This is a genomic window from Sinisalibacter lacisalsi (assembly GCF_014640115.1).
GTDB classification, from domain to species: domain Bacteria; phylum Pseudomonadota; class Alphaproteobacteria; order Rhodobacterales; family Rhodobacteraceae; genus Sinisalibacter; species Sinisalibacter lacisalsi.
Map to the genome: position 1 here is coordinate 426,969 of NZ_BMGI01000001.1, position 17,198 is coordinate 444,166.

18 protein-coding genes are annotated in these 17,198 nt (G+C 64.9%); 10 read left to right on the forward strand and 8 right to left on the reverse strand.

What is annotated here, in order from left to right; all coding sequences use genetic code 11:
- A complete protein-coding gene (gene cysQ, locus IEW01_RS02030; RefSeq protein WP_188525932.1) occupies window positions 1-798 on the reverse strand; it encodes a 3'(2'),5'-bisphosphate nucleotidase CysQ in 798 nt (265 codons plus the stop codon).
- Between the two features lie 129 nt (window positions 799-927).
- Between cysQ and IEW01_RS02035 the strand changes: the two genes are divergently transcribed.
- Complete coding sequence (locus IEW01_RS02035; RefSeq protein WP_188525933.1) at window positions 928-1,755, forward strand: ABC transporter permease; 828 nt, start codon at window positions 928-930, stop codon at window positions 1,753-1,755.
- A gap of 63 nt (window positions 1,756-1,818) precedes the next feature.
- Here the strand turns inward: IEW01_RS02035 and fahA are convergent, their stop codons facing one another.
- Together fahA and hmgA are read right to left on the reverse strand one after the other, a co-directional pair.
- Complete coding sequence (fahA, locus tag IEW01_RS02040; RefSeq protein WP_188525934.1) at window positions 1,819-3,084, reverse strand: fumarylacetoacetase; 1,266 nt, start codon at window positions 3,082-3,084, stop codon at window positions 1,819-1,821.
- Between the two features lie 90 nt (window positions 3,085-3,174).
- Window positions 3,175-4,521, reverse strand: coding sequence for a homogentisate 1,2-dioxygenase (gene hmgA / locus IEW01_RS02045; protein ID WP_229738010.1), 1,347 nt, complete (start codon window positions 4,519-4,521; stop codon window positions 3,175-3,177).
- A gap of 89 nt (window positions 4,522-4,610) precedes the next feature.
- On the opposite strand from hmgA, the gene dapB reads away from it, so the two are divergent.
- Window positions 4,611-5,381, forward strand: coding sequence for a 4-hydroxy-tetrahydrodipicolinate reductase (gene dapB, locus IEW01_RS02050; RefSeq protein WP_188525935.1), 771 nt, complete (start codon window positions 4,611-4,613; stop codon window positions 5,379-5,381).
- A gap of 6 nt (window positions 5,382-5,387) precedes the next feature.
- On the opposite strand, the gene IEW01_RS02055 is transcribed toward dapB, so the two are convergent.
- On the reverse strand, window positions 5,388-5,756 hold the full coding sequence (locus IEW01_RS02055) for a hypothetical protein (RefSeq protein ID WP_188525936.1): 369 nt from the start codon (window positions 5,754-5,756) through the stop codon (window positions 5,388-5,390).
- A 208-nt stretch (window positions 5,757-5,964) separates the two neighbouring features.
- On the opposite strand from IEW01_RS02055, the gene IEW01_RS02060 reads away from it, so the two are divergent.
- From IEW01_RS02060 to IEW01_RS02080, 5 genes are all read left to right on the forward strand, one after another.
- A complete protein-coding gene (locus IEW01_RS02060) occupies window positions 5,965-6,795 on the forward strand; it encodes a flagellar motor protein MotB (RefSeq protein WP_188525937.1) in 831 nt (276 codons plus the stop codon).
- Window positions 6,796-6,885: 90 nt separating this feature from the next.
- The gene (locus IEW01_RS02065) at window positions 6,886-8,202 is read left to right on the forward strand and encodes a flagellar hook protein FlgE (protein ID WP_188525938.1); all 1,317 of its coding nucleotides are present in this window, start codon (window positions 6,886-6,888) and stop codon (window positions 8,200-8,202) included.
- A 25-nt stretch (window positions 8,203-8,227) separates the two neighbouring features.
- Window positions 8,228-9,688: a flagellar hook-associated protein FlgK gene (flgK, locus tag IEW01_RS02070; RefSeq protein ID WP_188525939.1), complete on the forward strand. Its 1,461-nt coding sequence runs from the start codon at window positions 8,228-8,230 to the stop codon at window positions 9,686-9,688.
- A gap of 65 nt (window positions 9,689-9,753) precedes the next feature.
- On the forward strand, window positions 9,754-10,701 hold the full coding sequence (locus IEW01_RS02075) for a flagellin (RefSeq protein WP_188525940.1): 948 nt from the start codon (window positions 9,754-9,756) through the stop codon (window positions 10,699-10,701).
- Window positions 10,698-11,810: a flagellar basal body P-ring protein FlgI gene (locus IEW01_RS02080; RefSeq protein ID WP_188525941.1), complete on the forward strand. Its 1,113-nt coding sequence runs from the start codon at window positions 10,698-10,700 to the stop codon at window positions 11,808-11,810. The genes IEW01_RS02075 and IEW01_RS02080 overlap by 4 nt, the downstream gene beginning before the upstream one ends.
- A gap of 309 nt (window positions 11,811-12,119) precedes the next feature.
- Here the strand turns inward: IEW01_RS02080 and fliP are convergent, their stop codons facing one another.
- From fliP to fliF, 4 genes are read right to left on the reverse strand one after another with little or no spacing between them, the layout of a single operon-like run.
- Complete coding sequence (gene fliP, locus IEW01_RS02085) at window positions 12,120-12,824, reverse strand: flagellar type III secretion system pore protein FliP (protein ID WP_229738012.1); 705 nt, start codon at window positions 12,822-12,824, stop codon at window positions 12,120-12,122.
- Between the two features lie 51 nt (window positions 12,825-12,875).
- Entirely contained in the window at window positions 12,876-13,169 is a 294-nt protein-coding gene (locus IEW01_RS02090; RefSeq protein ID WP_188525943.1) for a FliM/FliN family flagellar motor switch protein, read from the reverse strand.
- Window positions 13,162-13,791 (reverse strand): FliH/SctL family protein, encoded by a 630-nt coding sequence (locus IEW01_RS02095; RefSeq protein WP_188525944.1) that lies wholly within the window; start codon window positions 13,789-13,791, stop codon window positions 13,162-13,164. Before IEW01_RS02095 ends, IEW01_RS02090 begins: the two co-directional genes overlap by 8 nt.
- Entirely contained in the window at window positions 13,791-15,428 is a 1,638-nt protein-coding gene (gene fliF / locus IEW01_RS02100) for a flagellar basal-body MS-ring/collar protein FliF (protein ID WP_188525945.1), read from the reverse strand. The genes IEW01_RS02095 and fliF overlap by 1 nt, the downstream gene beginning before the upstream one ends.
- Before the next feature lie 122 nt (window positions 15,429-15,550).
- Here fliF and IEW01_RS02105 point away from each other — a divergent pair, with 122 nt between their 5' ends.
- The 3 genes from IEW01_RS02105 to IEW01_RS02115 all read left to right on the forward strand — a co-directional run bounded on the left by IEW01_RS02105 (window position 15,551) and on the right by IEW01_RS02115 (window position 17,159).
- Window positions 15,551-16,057, forward strand: a complete 507-nt coding sequence (locus tag IEW01_RS02105; RefSeq protein WP_188525946.1) for a flagellar basal body-associated FliL family protein — start codon at window positions 15,551-15,553, stop codon at window positions 16,055-16,057.
- Between the two features lie 20 nt (window positions 16,058-16,077).
- Entirely contained in the window at window positions 16,078-16,539 is a 462-nt protein-coding gene (locus IEW01_RS02110) for a hypothetical protein (protein ID WP_188525947.1), read from the forward strand.
- A 179-nt stretch (window positions 16,540-16,718) separates the two neighbouring features.
- Entirely contained in the window at window positions 16,719-17,159 is a 441-nt protein-coding gene (locus tag IEW01_RS02115) for a MotE family protein (RefSeq protein ID WP_308418938.1), read from the forward strand.
- Window positions 17,160-17,198: the final 39 nt, after the last annotated feature.

Sequence of the window (17,198 nt, forward strand, 5' to 3'; positions counted from 1 at the left end):
TCAGCCCCGTTTCAACTCCACGCCGGGCGCGTGGGCGATGAAGAAGGGGTTTTCATACCCCGGCTTTCCGTAGCCGAGCGGCGTATGATCGTCGAAGCGGATCACCTGCCCCCCCGCGCCGACCAGCACGGCATGGCCTGCGGCGGTATCCCATTCCATCGTGCGCCCGAGGCGGGGGTAGAGATCGGCCTCGCCGGTGGCCACGAGGCAGAACTTGAGCGAAGAGCCCGCGCTCGTCATGTCTTTCAGCGCATATCGAGAGATGTAATCGTCGGTGGCCTGATCGCGATGCGATTTCGACGCCACCACCATCAGCGCGTCGTTGTCGGGCGAGGAGACGCGGATCGGCCGGGTGCTGCCCGGCGTTTCCTTGTCGAAAGGCCCGTCCTCCTCGACCGAAACGCCATCGGCCCGGGTGTAGAACATCCGCCCCTTGGCCGGCGCATACACGATCCCGCGCACCGGCGTACCGTCTTTCACGAATGCGATGTTCACGGTGAAATCGCCGCGGCGGTGAACGAATTCCTTGGTGCCATCGAGCGGGTCGACGATGAGGAATTCCGGCGCGCCACCGGCGTGGCTTTCTGCCTGTTCCTCGGTCACCAGGTGGATATCGGGAAAAGCGGCGCGCAATCCGGCGGAAATCAGGGCATCGGCGGCCTCGTCGGCAGCGGTAACGGGGCTGTCGTCGGCCTTGGCGCGCACGGCGAAATCTTCCTGCCCGTAGACCTCCATGATCACGTCGCCCGCCTCGAGCGCCAGCTTGCGCATCGCCTTTACCAGTTCCTCGAAATCCACGGCGCACTCCTCGATCTGCCCGGTTCACCGGGCTTGTTGCGAAAAAAACTCGGCCCCCTTATGATGCGCGACTAAGAAATCAGCAAGAATTCCCTGAGAAAACGGGGGCGGCAGGGAAGAGGCGCACCGATGTTTCAGTTCCAGGCTCGAAAGACCGACGGCAGGCTGTCGCAAACCGCCTCGCTTCTCGAGCTGATCTATCATGCGACCGTGCGGAATGTGCGCAAGACGCATTCCAACGCCATCATCGGCATATTGCTCAACATGCTCCAGACGATGACGCTTGTCGCCGTCTTCTACGTGATGTTCGCCATCCTCGGCCTGCGCGGCTCGATGATCCGGGGCGATTTTCTGCTCTACATCATGTCGGGCATCTTCATGTACATGACCCACGTGAAAACGCTGGGCGCCGTGGTCGGGTCGGAGGGGCCTGCCTCACCGATGATGCAGCACGCACCGATGAACACCTTCGTCGCCATCGTGTCGGCGGCGCTTGCGGAACTCTACATCCAGGTTCTTTCCGTGGTGGTGGTGCTCTACATCTACCACATCGCTTTTCAGCGGATCACGATCGAGCAGCCCGGCCCGGCGATGGCGATGCTGCTGATGGGCTGGTTCTCGGGGTTTGCCGTCGGCATGGTGTTTCTGTCGCTGAAACCCTGGTTTCCGCATTTCGTCGGCGTCGGGTCCACGATCTATACCCGCGCCAACATGATCGCGTCGGGCAAGATGTTTCTGGCTAACACGCTGCCTTTCAATCTGCTCGCGATGTTCAGCTGGAACCCGCTGTTTCACATCATCGATCAGGCCCGGGGCTTCACCTTCATCAACTACAATCCGCATTACTCGAACTGGGTTTATCCCCTCGTCGTCTCGATCGTGCTGATGATGATCGGTTTCATGGGCGAAGCCTACACCCGCAAGCACGCGTCGCTGAGCTGGGGCGCGCGGCGCTAGGCCGGGCTCGCTGGTCCGAACGCCCCAAGCCGTCGCCAATCACCCGGTCAATCCGGGCAGCGTCTAGCGCGCGTAGGGATCCTCCAGCGCGGGCAGGATCTGACCCTCACAATTGCCGAAGCCGATCTGGAAGCCGTCGCCCCTGGCGGCGCCATGGAGGGTGAGCGTATCGCCATCCTCAAGGAAGCTCCGGCTCTCGCCGCTGTCGAGCGCGACCGGCTCCTTGCCGCCCCAGCTCAGCTCGAGAAGCGAGCCGCGGCTCTCCTTCGTCGGGCCGGAAATCGTGCCGGACCCGAGAAGGTCGCCCACCCGCATCGGGCAGCCCGAGGTGGTGTGGTGGGCAAGCTGTTGCGCGGCGGAGTAATACATCTCGCGCATGTTGGTGCGGGCGATGGTCGTTGCGGCGTTGCCCTCGGGGGTGAGGCTCACCGAGAGATCGATATCGTAAAGCATCGGCCCGGGCTCTTCGAGGTAGGCGAGCAGCGGGCGCTCGCGCTCCGGCGTCGGCACACGGAAGGGCTCGAGCGCGGCTTTTGTCACGATCCACGGCGAAACCGTGGTCGCAGTGGCCTTGGCCTGGAACGGCCCGAGCGGCTGGTATTCCCAGGCCTGCACATCGCGCGCCGACCAGTCGTTGAGCAGAACGTAGCCGAAGATCATCGCGTCCGCCTCGGCCACCGTCACCGGCCCCTCGGAGGGCTGGCCGACGATCGCGCCCATCTCCAGTTCGAGGTCGAACCGCTTGCAGGGGGCGAAGACGGGCAGGTCGGCGTCGGGCGCCTTCAGTTGCCCCCAGGGGCGGCGCACCGGCGTGCCGGAGACGACCACCGACGAGGCGCGGCCGTTGTAGCCGATCGGGATCGAAAGCCAGTTTGGCGGCAGCGCGTTCTCGGCGCCGCGAAACATCGTGCCGACGTTCGTCGCATGGTTCTTGCCGGCGTAGAAATCGGTGTATTCCGCCACCTGGAAAGGCATGTGCAGCGTGGCCTCGGCCATCGGCACGGAATAGGTGGTGAGGGCATCGCGGGTTTCCTCGCTTGCCTCTTCCGAGAGCATCGCGGTGAGCGCCGCGCGGTAGGCAGCCCAGGCATCGGGGCCAAGCTCCATGAAATCGTTCCAGAACGGCGCGTCGAGCACATCGGCGTTCGGGTCTGCGCGCAGGATGCCGGCGGCTTCCAGCCCGGTGGCGTCGATGATCCGGTTGCCGATCGCCACGCCGCAGCGCAGATCGCCGTCTTCGGTGGAAAAGACGCCATAGGGCAGGTTGTTGAGCGGAAAAGCGGTTTCGGGCGTGTTCGCGCTCTCGACCCAGGATTTCAGCAGGGGCATGTGTGACAAGTCCTTCGATTTCGGGGCACTCAGCCCTTGTGTGACCGATTCCGGGTTCAAGGAAAAGCCGGGGTCTGGCGTGTGGCCAGCCTATTTCTCGCCCGGCGTGCCGTCGAACTTCTTCTCGATGCCGTCCCAGCAGTCGATGTAGTCGTCCTGAAGCGGCGCTTCCCTGGCGGCGAAGGCGGTCAGGTGCTGCGGAAAACGGGTTTCGAACATGAAGCTCATGGTGTTTTCGAGTTTCACCGGCGCAAGCTCGGCGTTCGAGGCGCCTTCGAAGGCCGGTGCGTCGGGGCCGTGCGGGAGCATGCAGTTGTGCAGGCTCACGCCGCCGGGCACGAAACCCTGCGGCTTGGCGTCATACTGGCCGTAGATGTTGCCCATCAGCTCCGACATCACGTTCTTGTGGTACCACGGCGGGCGGAAGGTGTTTTCCGCCACCATCCAGCGTTCGCGGAACAGCACGAAGTCGATATTCGCGGTGCCCTCCTGCCCCGAGGGCGCGGTGAGCACGGTGAAGATCGAGGGGTCGGGATGGTCGAACAGGATCGCGCCGACCGGGGAGTAGGTGTTGAGATCGTATTTCACCGGCGCGTAATTGCCGTGCCAGGCCACCACGTCGAGCGGGCTGTGGCCGATCCGGGTCTGGTGAAACTGCCCGCACCACTTGATCGTGACGGTCGAGGGCACCTCGCGGTCTTCGAAGGCGGCGACGGGGGTGAGAAAATCGCGCGGGTTGGCGAGGCAGTTGGCCCCGATCGGGCCACGGTTCGGCAGGTCGAACTTCTGGCCGTAGTTCTCGCAGACGAATCCGCGCGCGGGGCCTTCCACCACTTCGACGCGGTAGACCATGCCGCGCGGCAGGATGGCGATTTCCTTCGGCGCAAGATCAATCGTTCCAAGCTCGGTGTGGAAGCGCAAGAGCCCCTCCTGCGGCACCACCAGAAGCTCGCCGTCGGCGGAGAAGAAATACTCGTCCTCCATCGAGGCGTTGGCGAGGTAGACATGCGCGGCCATGCCGGTTTGCGTGTTCACGTCGCCTGCCGTGGTCATCGTGCGCATGCCGGTGACGAAGGTCAGCGGCGCGTCGGTGTGCGGCACCGGGTCCCAGCGGTATTGCCCGAGCGAGATCAGCTCCGGGTCGATGTTCGGCGCGCTCTGCCAATAAGGCATGTCGATCTTCTCGAACCGTCCGGTGTGCTTCACCGAGGGGCGAATGCGATAGCACCATGTGCGTTCGTTCTGGCCGCGCGGCGCGGTGAAGGCGGTGCCGGAAAGCTGCTCGGCATAGAGCCCGTAGTTGCACTTCTGCGGCGAGTTCTGTCCGCTTGGCAGAGCACCGGGCAGGGCCTCGGTTTCAAAGTCGTTGCCGAAGCCGGGCATGTAGCCCGGGGTCGTTCCCATCGGGCTTTCGGCGCGTTTGATCTCGCGGGTCATGGCGTTTCCCATCGTTTGGATGCTACATCCTGTCGCAGGCGAAGGGTATCGTTGCGGGTGAAACGAAGTCAAGGGAAAGGGAGATTTCGATGCTGAAGGTCTGCATGGCAGGGGCAACCGGCTGGACGGGAAGCGCGATCGCCGAGGCGGTGGCGCAGGCGGATGACATGACGCTGGTTTCCTGCGTTGCCCGGCGCGCGGCGGGGCAGGAGATTCACGGCGCCCCCTGTTTCGCGAGCCTCGAAGACGCGCTTGGGGGGCCGGATTTCGACGTGTTGATCGACTATACCGCGCCGGATGCGATCATGGGCCACACGCTGGCCGCGGTGGCCGCGGGCAAGCGCGTTGTGGTGGGCACCTCCGGCCTCGATGCCGCCGAGTATGCCGAGATCGACGCGGCGGCGCGCGCCGCCGGTATCGGCGTGGTGGCCTCGGGCAATTTCGCGCTCACCGCCGCGCTGATGACCCGCTTCAGCCTGATGGCGGCCGAATATCTCGACTGGTTCGAGGTGATCGACTACGCCAAGCCCGGCAAGACCGACGCCCCGACCGGCACGGCGCGGGAACTGGCCGAGCGGATGGGCGCGGTGAAGCAGCCCGCCTTCGAGGTCGACCCGGCCAGCGTCAAGGGCGAGCCGGGCCTGCGCGGCGGCAAGGTGAACGGCGTGCAGGTGCACAGCCTCCGGTTGCCGTCCTACTCGGCCACCGTCACCAGCACCTTCGCCAACGGCAATTCCCGCCTCACCATCACCCATGATGCGGGGAAAGACCCGACGATCTACAACGACGGCACGCTTCTGGCCGCGCGCAAGGTGATGGAGATTGTCGGCCTCGTGCGCGGGCTCGACAATCTCCTGTGATCCGCCTCAGGCGGTGCGATACCTCGCGACCGTGAACAGGAAGATCAGTATCGAGGCGAAGGTGAGCAGCGATCCGACCACGGCCAGCGTCTCGCCCCGCTCGGTCACCGCCATGACGATCCCGGGCACCATCAGAACGACGCCCGACAGCGCCACGATGAAATGCACCTTCGCCAGCGTGGTTTCGGCGGCGGCCGGCACCGCGTGATAGTACAGACCGAACAGGGCCATCGAGGCCCAGCCGACGAGGTTCAGGTGAGCATGCGCCCCGGCCAGGGCATGGTCACCCGAGGCAGACATCTGGATGCCCCAGGCCATCCCTGCCGTGACCGCCAGAACCCCGGTGATGAAAAACGCAAACGAAATACCTTTCATGTTCTCCTCCATTTTTTCGCGCATGCGAACCGGAAAAAAATGTGAACGCATACGCATTCCACGAAAGTCCGAAGAGCCTACCACAAAAAACCCGCCAAGGCGCTCTTGTTAACCAGGGGCTGAGAAACCGGCCGGCGGCGGGCATCCTTTAAAGCGCGATTAACCGGCGAGCCCTACACCTGATCGCGGGTGAAACGAGAGGTGTGGGATGAGCGCGCAGGGTAATGCGCCCATCATCTACAAGAAGGTCAAAAAGGTCAGTGGCGAGAGCCACCACGGCGGGGCATGGAAAGTGGCCTATGCCGATTTCGTCACCGCGATGATGGCCTTCTTCATGTTGATGTGGCTTCTGAATGCGACAACGGAAAAACAGCGCAAGGGCATCGCGGATTACTTCAGTCCGACGATCCCGGTGATGCGCGCCTCGGGCGGCGGTGACGGGGCATTCGGTGGGGATAGCGTGTTCACCGATGAAACCCTCGCGCATACCGGGCACGGCGGAGTTCCGAGCCCGGTGACCGACAAAACGGCCGACGGCGGGCCGGCCGAGGGCGTCGATTCCGGCCTGGAGCAGCAGGCGCTCGAGGATCTGGAGGAAGCGCTCTCGGGAAATTCCGGGGAGAGCATGGCAAGCGACCTTGCCCGTCGGCATATCGTGACCGAACTCACCGACGAGGGGCTATTGATCGAGCTCTTCGATCTTGAGGGCGAACCGCTGTTCGCACCCGGCGAGACCGAGCCCGAACCGGTGATGCGGGAACTCGTGGCGATGCTGGCGAGCGTTTTCGGCCTGGTGAAGAACGGCATCGCGATCGAGGGGCATGTGGCGGCGCAACCGGTTGTCGTGGCGCGCAATACCGCTTGGGAACTTTCGGGCGCCCGCGCCGGACGCGTGCGCGAGATGCTGGAGGCCGAAGGCGTTCCGGCGGAAAAGATCCGGCGCGTGACCGGGCATGCCGACCGCGAACCCGCCCAGCGCAACCCGATGGCCGTGCGCAACAACCGGATCGAGTTGATCCTGCTGCGATCCGGGCAATGAGGAAAACCGGAAATTTCTAGGCGTTAGTCCGCTGTTAAGCCGCGCGCGCTATTCATGAATCGCAAAAGGGCTGCAGCAGAAAGGCGCACCATGACGATTTCCTCTTCGCTGAGTGCCGGCGTCGCCGGTCTGAACGCAAACGCCACGCGTTTGGCCACGATTTCCGACAATATCGCGAACTCCGCCACCTTTGGCTACAAGCGCGCCACCGCCGATTTCGAGTCGCTGGTGATTGGCGGATTGAGCGGATCGGGTAGCTATTCGGCCGGCGGCGTGCGCGCGGCGACGCATCGGATGATCGACGAGAACGGGCCGCTGATTTCCACGTCGAACCCGATGGACATCGCGGTCTCGGGCCGCGGCATGCTGCCGGTCACCAACGAGGCCTATCTGCAGTATCCCGGCGACGACAGGCCGATGCTGGTGACGACAACGGGATCGTTCCGCACCGACAAGGACGGTGTACTGAAAACCGAGACCGGCCTTGTTCTGCTCGGGTGGCCCGCCGATGCCGATGGCAACGTGGGCACCTATCCGCGCGATACGGCGACGGCGCTGGAGCCGGTCACGGTGCAGGTCAACCAGCAGTCGGGCGACCCGACGACGCGGATGAACCTCGGCGTCAACCTGCCCGCAACCGACACCGAATTCGGCGCAACGGGCGACGACTTGCCGCTTTCCATCGAGTATTTCGGCAACCTTGGCACCTCGGAATCGTTGGACATGACATTCATACCGGCTCTCCCGGCCGTCGCTGGCGACCCGCCGACGAACACCTGGACGATGGAGGTTCGCGACAGTGCGTCTGGCGGGTCCTTGATCGGGGAATATACGCTGACCTTCGACGACAGCCGGGCAAATGGCGGCACACTCGCGTCGGTCAGCGCGGTGACCGGTGGCGCCTACGATCCGGCCGATGGCACGGTGGATCTCGCGGTCGCTGGCGGCCCGCTGGAACTGACGATCGGCCGGATCGGCGACCCGCGCGGGTTGACCCAGCTCTCCGACAGTTTTGCGCCGGTTTCGATCACCAAGGACGGCTCCCCGGTGGGCAACCTCACCTCCGTCGAGATCGATGTGAATGGTTACGTCACCGCCACCTACGACACCGGTTTCACCCGAACGATCTACCAGGTGCCGCTTGTCGACGTGCCGAATCCCAACGGGATGATCTCGTACTCAAACCAGACTTACCAGGTCTCGCCGCAGTCGGGATCGTTCTTCCTGTGGGACGCGGGCGATGGACCGACGGGCGAGGTGATCGGGTTCACGCGCGAAGGCTCGACGACGGATGTCGCGGGTGAACTCACCAACCTCATCCAGACCCAGCGGGCCTATTCGTCGAACGCCAAGGTGATTCAGACGGTCGACGAAATGCTGCAGGAAACCACCAACATCAAACGCTGATCGAAGGCAGGCCGGGAGTTAGATCATGACCATCGCCGGCTCTCTTGCCAACGCGCTGTCGGGGCTCACCGCCTCGTCCCGCGCCGCGGAACTGGTTTCATCCAACGTCGCGAACGCGATGACCGAAGGCTATGGGCGGCGCGAACTCCAACTGCAGGCCCGAAACATGGGCGACGGCCGGCCTGCGGGGGTGAACGTGACCGGCGTGCGGCGCGAGGTCGATATGGTCATCGTGCAGAGCCGGCGCCTCGCGGATGCCTCGGCCAGCCATGGCGCGACGATTGCCGACTTCCGCTCAAGGATGGAGGCCGCACTCGGAACGCCGGATGATCCGAACTCGCTCTCCGGGCGGATCGCCGGTTTCGAGGCCAGCCTGATCGAGGCAGCCTCGCGGCCCGACAGTATTGCGCGCCTGGAAACCGCCGTGCGCGGCGCCCGGTCCATCGCGGAACATCTCGATCATGTCTCCCGCGATGTGCAGGCCGCGCGCATGGACGCCGATGCCGCGATCGACGCGCAGGTGCGCAGCCTCAACGACGGTCTCACCCAGGTGCAGAACCTCAACTACAAGATCAAGGAAGCGGTCGCCCGGGGCCAGGATCCCTCGGCCCTGATGGACCAGCGGCAGATGGCGATTGATACGCTCTCGCCGATCGTGCCGCTGCGCCAGGTCGAGCGGGAGCACGGCATGGTCGCGCTTTTCACCACCGGTGGCGCGATCCTGCTCGATGGCCGCGCCGCCGAGTTGAGTTTCGATCCGGTCGGGGTGATCGTGCCCGAGATGACCCTCGGTTCCGGGGCGCTCTCGGGGCTGGAAATCAACGGCCACGCGGTGCGCACGGATGGCGAACGCAGCCCGATCAAGGGCGGGTCGCTCGCCGCGCTGTTCCAGGTCCGCGATGAATTGGCTCCGCAAGCCCAGGCGCAACTCGACGCGGTTGCCCGTGACATGGTCGAGCGGTTCCAGGACCCCGGCCTCGACGCGACGCGGGCAGCGGGTGATGCGGGTCTGTTCACCGATGGAGGGCATGCGTTCAGCCCGGCGGATGAAACCGGATTGGCATCCCGCATCGCCGTGAACGACGCGGTTCTGGCCGAAAGTGGCGGTGCCGCCTGGCGGATGCGGGACGGGCTTGGCGCGCCGGCGCCGGGCGAGGTCGGCAATGCGGCACTCTTGCATGACATGAAGGCGGCGCTGGATGCGCCCCGGATCGCGGCCTCCGGCGGCTTTTCCGGCGTGGCCCGCTCGAGCGCCGGGCTCGCGGCGGATTTCGTCTCGTCCGTGAGTGCCGCACGCACCACCGCCGAGGCGCAACAGAGCCACGCGGTCGCCCAGCAGGACAGCCTGAGTTTCATGGAGATGCAGGCCGGTGTCGATACCGATCACGAGCTGCAAAAGCTGATGTTGATCGAGCAATCCTACGCCGCCAACGCGAAGGTCATCGCCACCGTTGATGCCATGCTCGACGCCTTGATGGAGCTCTGACAATGCCGGTTCTTTCCGTTGGGGATCAAGCCAACACCTATCGGTTGAGGCGCCTTTCGGTCGGGTTGAAGACTGACCTGACCCGCTTGGGGCAGGAACTCGCAACCGGCAAGAAATCCGACATCGGGGCCACGGTCTCGGGCGATCTGCGCCCGGTTGCGTCGATCGAACGCCGCCTTGCCACCCTGGCCGCCTACAAGACGTCGACTGCCGAGATCGCGCAGTTTCTCGAAGGCTCGCAACTCGCGCTCGGAAGCATCCAGGATATGGGGCGCAGCCTTTCCCCCGGGTTGTTGACGGCAAGCCAGGCGCTCAATTCCACGATGATCGACGCCGCCGCGGCGGACGGGCGGCAGAAGTTCGAGGCCGTGGTCGCGCGGTTCAATGCCAGCGCCGCGGGCCGGACGATGTTTGGCGGTGCCGCGACGGATCGGTCCGCGCTCGCCAGTGGCAAGGATATGCTGGCCGCGCTCAATACCGCGATCGCGGGGTCGACGACGGCGAGCGACGTGGTTGCCGCGGTCGACGCATGGTTCGATAGCAGCGGTGGCGGTTTCGAGACCGATGGGTATCTCGGGTCGCAAGAAGCCCTTGGCCCGATGATGATTGCCGAGGGCGAAGCCTTGCCATTCGACCTGCGCGCCGACGATCAGACGGTGCGCGATACGCTCAAGGGCTTCGCGCTCGCCGCGGTGGCGGCCGAGGGCGCCTTGTCGGGCCTGGTCGAGGAGCGGGCGCAATTGCTCGCGGTCGCGGCGGAGCGCCTGATTCACGCCGATGGGGAGGTTTCGAACTTGCGGGCACGGATCGGTGCGGCCGAAGGTCGGGTGGAAGAGGCGCGGGTGCAGAACGCTGCCGAAAACGCCGCCAATGAACTGGCCCGCAGCGCGCTCGTCTCGGCCGATCCGTATGAAACCGCCACGGCCCTGCAAGCGGTCCAGGGCCAAATCGAAATGCTCTACACTGTAACCGCCCGCATCGCGGGCCTGCGCTTCTCGGATTACATGCGATGACCAGGATCTTCCAATTGCTGCTCTGCCTCGCGGTTGCGTCGCTTTCCGTCTCCGCGGCGATGGCGAACTCGATCCGCATCAAGGATCTCGTCGAGTTCGACGGTGTGCGCAGCAACGACCTGGTCGGGTATGGCCTCGTTGTCGGCCTCAACGGAACCGGCGACGGGATCCGAAACGCCCCCTTCACCGAGGACATCATGTCGAACATCCTCGAGCGGCTCGGGGTGAACATCACCGGGGAACAGTTTCGCCCGAAAAACGTTGCCGCCGTGTTCGTGACCGCAACCCTGCCACCGTTTGCCCGCACGGGGTCGACGATCGACATCACCGTTTCGGCGATCGGTGATGCCAAGAGCCTGCTCGGGGGCACCCTGGTGATGACCCCGCTCAATGCCGCGGATGGAGAAATCTACGCCGTGGCGCAGGGCACGGTGATCGCGGGGGGGGTTGCGGCGGAGGGCGATGGCGCCCGCGTTGTGCAGGGGGTGCCGACGGCGGGCGTGATCCCGGCTGGCGCCAGGGTGGAACGCGAGGTGGAATTCGATTTCACCAGGCTCAAGACGATCCGTCTCGCGTTGCGCGAGCCGGATTTCACCACCGCAGAACGGATCGAGGCGGCGATCAACCTCACCTTCGGACGAGCTGCGGCGCGGATGCTCGACGCCGGAACCGTTGTTCTCGATGTCGGGGCGACCCGGGCGATCAGCCCGGCCCATGCCTTGGGCGCGGTGGAAAACATTGCCATCGCGCCGGAACGCAAAGCCCGCGTTGTCGTGGATCAGCGGTCAGGCACGATCGTCATGGGCGAGGACGTGCGGATCAGCCGGGTTGCGGTCAGCCAGGGCAATCTCACGCTTCGGATCCAGGAGCAGCCGCTTGTTGTGCAGCCAAACCCCTTCGCCGACGGCGAGGCCATCGTGCTGCCCCGCACCGAGGCGGAAATCCGCAAGGAGCCCGGAACGGGGCTGGCCGAGGTTCCCGGCGGCACCTCGCTGTCGGAGGTCATCGCCGGGCTCAACGCCTTGGGCGTTGCGCCGACCGACATGATCGACATCCTGAAAAGCATCAAGGCCGCCGGAGCTTTGCACGCGGAATTCGTGGTGCGTTGAGCGTGCACGCCGTTGGCGGCGTCGCGCGTTTGGCTGGTCGTGGCCTGATGGGCCAAGCGGATTGCGAAGCTGCGGGAAGGTTGAGCCAGGCTCCTTCCCGACCTTGAGCGGATCCGTCCCGGCAGGCCTCAGCTCAACGACGTTCGGTTCCGATCGAGGCGGCAAGCGTTGAAGAGCGGTTGTCGAAAGGAAGCTCCGGCAACCAGATTTCCCGCGCAGGCCTCGAATGCAAGCGGTGTGAGCGGCGAAGGTTCTTCGATGGACGAGGAGAAATGTCCGCGCGCCGGAGGCACCACACGCCGGGGCGGTTCAGAAGTAGCTTCGCACAAGCGCGCCGGACACGAGGCTCCAACCGTCGGCGACGACAAAGAACGCGAGCTTGAAGGGCAAAGACACGATCGCGGGCGGAACCATCATCATCCCCATCGACATCAGAATGGCCGCGACCACGAGGTCGATGATCAGGAACGGCAGGAAGATCAGGAAGCCGATCTGGAAGGCGCGCGAGATCTCGCTGAGGAGAAAGGACGGCACGAGAAGAGAGAGCGGGGCGTCCGGGCCGGGCTGGGCCCCGATCCCCGGGTCGCGCAGCTCGGCGAGAGAATCGTAGGTCGCCCCGTCGACCCGACCGGCCATGAAAACGCGAAATGGATCGAGCGCGGCCTTGAACGCCTCCTCGAGGCCCATCGTGCCGGCAGCGAAGGGCTCCGCCCCGCGCAACCAGGCCTCGGAGAAAACCGGCTCCATCACGAAATAGGTCAGGAACAGCGCCAGCGAGATGATCAGCATGTTCGGCGGTGACTGCTGGAGACCGATCGCCTGCCTCAGGATCGACAAGACGGTGACGATGAAGGGAAAGGCGGTGATCATGACCGCCAGCCCCGGGACAAGGCTGAGCAGCGTGATCAGAACGATCAACTGGATCGACCGGGTGGCTAGGGTTTCGTTGCCTTCACCGAGGGAGATCGAGATATCCTGCGCAAGGACCGGCGATGGCGTGCTGAGCGCAATCATGGTTAATGCAAGAAGCAGCCCGATGGTGAGAGGTGCAGAACCGGGCATCGCTCAGATCCCGTGCTTGAGTTCGGCGACTTCCGTAAGGCGCACGACGAGCCCGCCTTCCGGATCGCCTTCGCGTTCCTCGAGTTCCCCGCGCGCGATCAGCTTGTCGCCGATGAAAAGCTCGACCGGATCATTCACGTTGCGATCGAGGGGCAGGATGGCATCGGGTTTCAGGCCAAGCAGATCGCGGATAACCGGGCGCGCGGTTCCGACTGACACGACAATCTCGATCGGAACCTGTGTGAAGGGGTTCTCGAGCCCCGGGTTTTTTTCGGGCACGGGAGGAAGCTCAGCCATTCTGGAACGCCTTTTCGTTGAGTTCATACAATCCGCTGATCGCCGCTCCGATCCGGTCCACCGCCGTCGAAAAGTCGATTTGGCGCTCAAGCTTGCCCGACCGCAGGAAGACCTGGCCTTCTGCGAGCGTGGCTTCCTCGATCAATGCAAAAGGCACCGAGGCGGCCTGGGTGAGGAAGGTCTCGATCACCGGACGGCTTGCCGGGCTCACCACGACCTCGATCGGCGTATCGACCGCCGCCGAGGCCAGGTGCAGCAGTTCTTCGACGATGGTTTGCCCGATCGTGTCGGAGACCAGACGCGGCAAGACCCGGTCCACCATGCCGGCAAGCAGCGGTTCCAGCGCGTGCATCACATGGGTGCGCGCCTCCTGAAAGGTGAAGCCCAGGTCTTGCAGGTTGCGGGCGAACTCCGCGCCAATCCGGCTTTGATCGTCGGCCTGGGCACGGGTGGCATCATCCCATCCGGCCTGGTACCCCGCCTCGTATCCTTCGAGCCGCCATTTTTCCATGCTCTCGGCTGACGGGTCGATGGTGGCGGGCGTTGCCTCCCCGGACGGCGAATAGGGATCCTGTCGCGCGTCGGGGCCGGCGTCGAAGTCTTCGAGAAGGGGACGAGGCATCACGCGGTTTCCTCATCTTCCATCCATCCCCGCAGGATTTCGACCGTCTCGGCCTGGCGCTCCTCGATCAGTGCCCGCAGTCGCTCAACCGGGTCGGTCGCCCCCGACAGTGCCGGAAGGCCATCGTCAAGGTCCGAACCGAAATCGAAATCCGAGACCACGGCCATCTCGGGGCCCGAGGGCAGGGTGCCATCGTCGATTTCCCCGGTGAGGGCGGGGAGGGAAGCGGCGGTCTCGTCGGCCGCCTTGCCGACCCCGGCCGGGGCCGCGAGCGCTGCGGGGCCTGGGGTCGCGCGTGAGGCGGTGAGGATCGGCCGAAGCACGAACATCCCGAGAATCACTGCGACGGCCGACAGCATGCCGATGCGAAGGAGGGCCATCGCATCAATATTGAGGCTGCTCATGAAACCCGCCGGCGCTTCCGACCCGACCGGGATGATCGGTTCGAACGCCATCGATTTGATCGTGATCGAATCGCCGCGCGCCTCGTCGAAACCGACAGCGGAGGCGACAAGCTCGCGCAGCGCGTCGAGTTCTTCGTCGCTGCGCGCGGTCCAGACCTCTTCCCCGGCGTCATTGCGCGAACGAATGCCGTCAACCAGCACGGCGACCGAAATGCGCCGAACCGCACCTGGCCCCCTGTTGATTTCACGCGTTGTTTCAGAGACCTCGTAGTTCACCCGCTCGCGGGTTTCGGTGTTGTTCGAGCTGCTTTCGCCGCCGCCCGCGCCATCGCCGTCGGGCAGGTTCGAAGCAACCGTCACGCCACCTTGCCCGGTGCCGGTTTCCGCCGCGGAGCTTTCTTCCGTTTCCGTCGCGATGACAACCCGGCTTTCGGGATCAAGCACGCGTTCGAGGATGGTTTCGCTCTCCGTGGCCGTATCGACGGAAACCTCCACCACCGCGTTGCCGTAGCCCACGCGCGCTTCGAGCAGCCTTTCGACGTTCCCTTTCAGGGTTTCGGCCCGGTCGGCACCGCCGCCGTCCAGCAGGTTGCCCTCATCGCGGGTCATCACCAGACCGCCACGCGCGTCGATGACCGAGATGTCTTCGGGCGCGAGCCCGGGAACCGCCGATGCCACGAGGTATTTGAGTGCCTTGGCATGGGTGCCCGAGAGCGCATCGGTCGTGGTGGTGACGGCCACCGATCCGGATGGATTGCCGCGGTTGCGAAATCCCTGCTGGTTCGGGATCGCGATGTGCACCCGGGCAGACTTGATCAGGGGCGAGGAGACGATGGTGCGGGCAAGCTCGCCTTCCTTCGCGCGCCAATAGGCGGCGTCGAACATCTGCGAGGTGGTGCCGAAACCTGACAGACCGTCGAGCAATTCGTAGCCCTTTGCCGAATCGCTCGGCAGCCCTTCCGACGCGAGCGTCATGCGCAGTTCGTCACGCCGGGCGGCATCGACGTAGATCGCGCCGCCGCGCACCTCCGTGGCCACGCCGCGCGTTTCGAGGGCCTCGATCACCTCGCCCGCGGGTCCTGACTCGAGCCCGGCGTAGAGAAGCGCCATGGAGGGCTGCGCCGCGATGCGCGCAACGGCCAGGATGGCAGCAAACATCGCCAGCGTCGCCACCGCGACGATGATCTGCTTGCGCGTATCAAGTGCGTTCCATACAGCCAGAACCTGCGCCAAGACGTGACTCCTTTTGCGAGCGGGCTTCTGCCCCCGTCGCGAGTCACCTTCGCCGATCCCCCTTAACAATCGGTTAGCCCCTGACGGCGTATAAGCGATTCGTCGCAGCAGACGGATGCAAGATGGCAGAGATCGACGCAGCAACTGGGGCCCCGGAGCAGGAAGCGCCGAAAAAGCGCTCGATCCGTGGCCTCGTCATTGGGCTTGCCATGGCCCTGGCGCTCGGCGGCGGGGGCTTTTTCGCGGTGTATTCGGGGCTGGTCTTTGCGCCGGGCGAAACGGGCGAGGAAAAGAGCGCCGCGGTGAAACTTGAGCCGGCGGCGCTGCCCCCGGTCGCTTTCGTGCCGCTGGAACCATTGGTGATTTCGCTTGGTCGGAATGCGGGGAACAAGCATCTGCGTTTCCGTGCGGAACTCGAGGTGTTCCCGGGCACGGAGGCAGACGTTGGCGCCCTGGCGCCGCGCGTGATGGATGTTCTCAATTCCTACTTGAGAGCCGTCGAACTGCGCGATCTCGAGGATCCCGCGGCGCTGATCGACCTGCGCGCGCAGATGCTCAGGCGGGTCCAGCTTGTCGCGGGTGAGGGCCGGGTCAAAGACCTGTTGATCATGGAATTCGTCTTGAACTGACGGGCAAACGGAGGGCCAGAATGGACCAGATCATTCAGATCGCAGCGGATGTGCTGCTCGGGGCCGGGGCGCTCGGAGCCGCGGTTTATTGCTATGTGCTCGCCCGCCGCCTCAAACGGTTCAACAATCTCGAGAACGGCGTGGGCGGCGCGGTGGCGGTCCTGTCCGCCCAGGTCGATGACATGACGAAGACATTGGACCAGGCCCGAAAAGCCGCCGCGCATTCATCGCAGACCCTGACGGCGTTGACCGAACGGGCGGAATTGTCGGCGCGCAAGCTCGAACTCATGATGGCCTCGCTGCACGACCTGCCCGACGAAAAGGTGACCGCGCCTCGTGAGGTGCGGGCCGGGGATGACGAGGCCGGACAGGACGAGGCGTGGGAGAAAGCGGCGCGGTCGATGCCTGGCGATGTGCCGCGCGAGGATGCCGCGCCGTTGTTCGCGACGAGACGATCCGCCGGTGCGGGAGGCAAGGCATGAAGCCGGGCCGGCAGGGTGATGGCACCGAGCACGCCGGCGAGCCGAAACGCCGCCGCAGGTCGGCGCGGGGCGTATTGTGGTTGATCACGGCGGCATTCGCGCTGTCTGGGCTGCTGCGGCTCGGAAGCGGGACGAGCGAGGCAATCGCCGCAGGCGTCGCGAGCGGGTTTGACGCGGCGATGTCCACGGAAGCCACAGATTGTGCGCAACCGGCCGATATCGCCGAGGTTCTGGAAGCGCTTGAGGCCCGCGAAGCCCGCGTGGCCGTCCGCGAAGCGGCAGTGGCCGACCGGATGCAGGCGCTCGAACTGGCCGAGGTTCAGGTCAGGGAGAACCTCGCCGCGCTGGAGGCCGCCGAGGCTTCCCTGGAAGCAACGATTTCCGCCGCCTCCACCGCCGCCGAAGGTGATCTCGCGCGGCTTACAAGTGTTTACGAGAACATGAAACCCAAGGAAGCTTCCCCGCTTTTCGCGGCGATGGATCCGCAATTCGCCGCCGGTTTCCTCGCCCGTATGCGCCCCGACACCGCAGCGGCGATCCTCGCCGGTCTCGATCCGGCGACCGCCTATTCGATCAGCGTGATCCTCGCCGGGCGGAACGCGGATGTTCCGACGAAATAGGCGATGCCTGCAGACGGTTTCTTAACCGGACTCACCGAA

What these genes read in the sequence shown, in the direction of transcription:
- fahA (WP_188525934.1), bottom strand. Translation starts at nt 3,084, where the DNA reads ATGCCCCTGCTGAAATCCTGGGTCGAGAGCGCGAACACGCCCGAAACC.
- IEW01_RS02090 (WP_188525943.1), bottom strand. Translation starts at nt 13,169, where the DNA reads ATGGCTGAGCTTCCTCCCGTGCCCGAAAAAAACCCGGGGCTCGAGAAC.
- IEW01_RS02095 (WP_188525944.1), bottom strand. Translation starts at nt 13,791, where the DNA reads ATGCCTCGTCCCCTTCTCGAAGACTTCGACGCCGGCCCCGACGCGCGA.
- IEW01_RS02105 (WP_188525946.1), top strand. Translation starts at nt 15,551, where the DNA reads ATGGCAGAGATCGACGCAGCAACTGGGGCCCCGGAGCAGGAAGCGCCG.
- IEW01_RS02065 (WP_188525938.1), top strand. Translation starts at nt 6,886, where the DNA reads ATGACGATTTCCTCTTCGCTGAGTGCCGGCGTCGCCGGTCTGAACGCA.
- flgK (WP_188525939.1), top strand. Translation starts at nt 8,228, where the DNA reads ATGACCATCGCCGGCTCTCTTGCCAACGCGCTGTCGGGGCTCACCGCC.
- hmgA (WP_229738010.1), bottom strand. Translation starts at nt 4,521, where the DNA reads ATGACCCGCGAGATCAAACGCGCCGAAAGCCCGATGGGAACGACCCCG.
- dapB (WP_188525935.1), top strand. Translation starts at nt 4,611, where the DNA reads ATGCTGAAGGTCTGCATGGCAGGGGCAACCGGCTGGACGGGAAGCGCG.
- IEW01_RS02115 (WP_308418938.1), top strand. Translation starts at nt 16,719, where the DNA reads ATGTCCACGGAAGCCACAGATTGTGCGCAACCGGCCGATATCGCCGAG.
- IEW01_RS02035 (WP_188525933.1), top strand. Translation starts at nt 928, where the DNA reads ATGTTTCAGTTCCAGGCTCGAAAGACCGACGGCAGGCTGTCGCAAACC.
- IEW01_RS02110 (WP_188525947.1), top strand. Translation starts at nt 16,078, where the DNA reads ATGGACCAGATCATTCAGATCGCAGCGGATGTGCTGCTCGGGGCCGGG.
- IEW01_RS02080 (WP_188525941.1), top strand. Translation starts at nt 10,698, where the DNA reads ATGACCAGGATCTTCCAATTGCTGCTCTGCCTCGCGGTTGCGTCGCTT.
- IEW01_RS02060 (WP_188525937.1), top strand. Translation starts at nt 5,965, where the DNA reads ATGAGCGCGCAGGGTAATGCGCCCATCATCTACAAGAAGGTCAAAAAG.
- IEW01_RS02055 (WP_188525936.1), bottom strand. Translation starts at nt 5,756, where the DNA reads ATGAAAGGTATTTCGTTTGCGTTTTTCATCACCGGGGTTCTGGCGGTC.
- fliP (WP_229738012.1), bottom strand. Translation starts at nt 12,824, where the DNA reads ATGATTGCGCTCAGCACGCCATCGCCGGTCCTTGCGCAGGATATCTCG.